This window comes from Treponema endosymbiont of Eucomonympha sp., from assembly GCF_001028545.1.
Window position 1 is genome coordinate 1 of record NZ_BBPW01000186.1, and the last position, 1,193, is coordinate 1,193.

Sequence of the window (1,193 nt, forward strand, 5' to 3'; positions counted from 1 at the left end):
GTCGACCTGAAGTACGCGCACTATATCTAACACCAGGACCAGCGAATCGAGAAGTTCAGGAGAATGGAAAACGCCCGAATCCCGCCGGACTTCGACTACGGCGCGCTCCCCGCGCTCTCGGCGGAATCCCGCCAGAAGCTGGAAGCCGTCCGCCCGCTCACGCTGGGACAGGCGAGCCGCATTTCGGGAATCCGCGCGTCGGACATGATGCTGCTCATGGTATATCTGCGCTGAAAAGGCGTTTCGCACGGGTAATGTCCGAATTCCCTGAAGAAACTCGGCATAAAAGAGGCGAAGCAGAACGTTCGAGTTTTATGTAGTTTACTGAAATGAGGTGAGAAATGAAAATAAATCACGTTGCAGTATATGTAACCGATTTGGAAAAAGTACGGACATTTTATGAAAAATACTTTCATGCAAAATCAAACAGAATGTATCATAATCAAAAAACAGGATTAAAAACCTATTTTTTAGAATTTGACGGCGAATGCCGTATTGAAATTATGACAAAAGGAAATTTAAATAATAGAGCAAAGGAATTAGATGCTATCGGGTATATGCATAATGGATTTACTGCTGGGAATAAAAATAATGTAGACGAATTAACAAAAAAAATTGAAAAATGACGAGTATAACATAATAAGCATGCCAAGAATAACCGGAGACGGTTATTATGAGAGCTGTGTTCTTGATTCGGAAAACAATCAAATAGGAATTGTTGCATAAATTATTACCATAAAGCAAAATAATGGGGTACGGCAGCGCCGCCGGACTTCCTCTTAGAACCGCTGTGGGTATTTTTAGGGTTTCTGCACATACAATGCGCAGGCACGGTTCGGGTTTTTGAGAAACCTCGGCATAGGGATAAAGCCTGTGCGCTGCAAACTCGCGGCATATAGGAAAAAACGGGTGAAGGGCGTAGAGGCAAGCATCGAGCGGGAGAGAAAGGGAACGGGCAAAGTCTGTCTCTTTCTCGTCTCACAGGGAAAACGGTTTTGCCGTTTTCCCTGTGACGGCATACGGGCAAAGCCGGACGCGACCCGAGGCGGCGTTTTTGAGCCGCTCGCAGGACCTTGCGAATAGCCCGCAAGATCTTGCGAGTCATTCGCACGATCTTATGAGCGGCTCGCGGGCTTGTATGAGCCGGCTCGCAGGACCTTGCGAGTGACTCGTACGATTTTATGAGCGGCGCA

General features: G+C 47.1%; 2 protein-coding genes. Both read left to right on the forward strand.

Translation table 11 applies throughout. The features are described 5' to 3' along the window. Positions 1-45 precede the first annotated feature (45 nt). Positions 46-234: a tRNA modifying enzyme MnmG family protein gene (locus tag AWU74_RS10575; RefSeq protein WP_306701022.1), complete on the forward strand. Its 189-nt coding sequence runs from the start codon at positions 46-48 to the stop codon at positions 232-234. Positions 235-341: 107 nt separating this feature from the next. After that, the gene (locus AWU74_RS05805; RefSeq protein ID WP_238580193.1) at positions 342-626 is read left to right on the forward strand and encodes a VOC family protein; all 285 of its coding nucleotides are present in this window, start codon (positions 342-344) and stop codon (positions 624-626) included. Positions 627-1,193 lie beyond the last annotated feature (567 nt).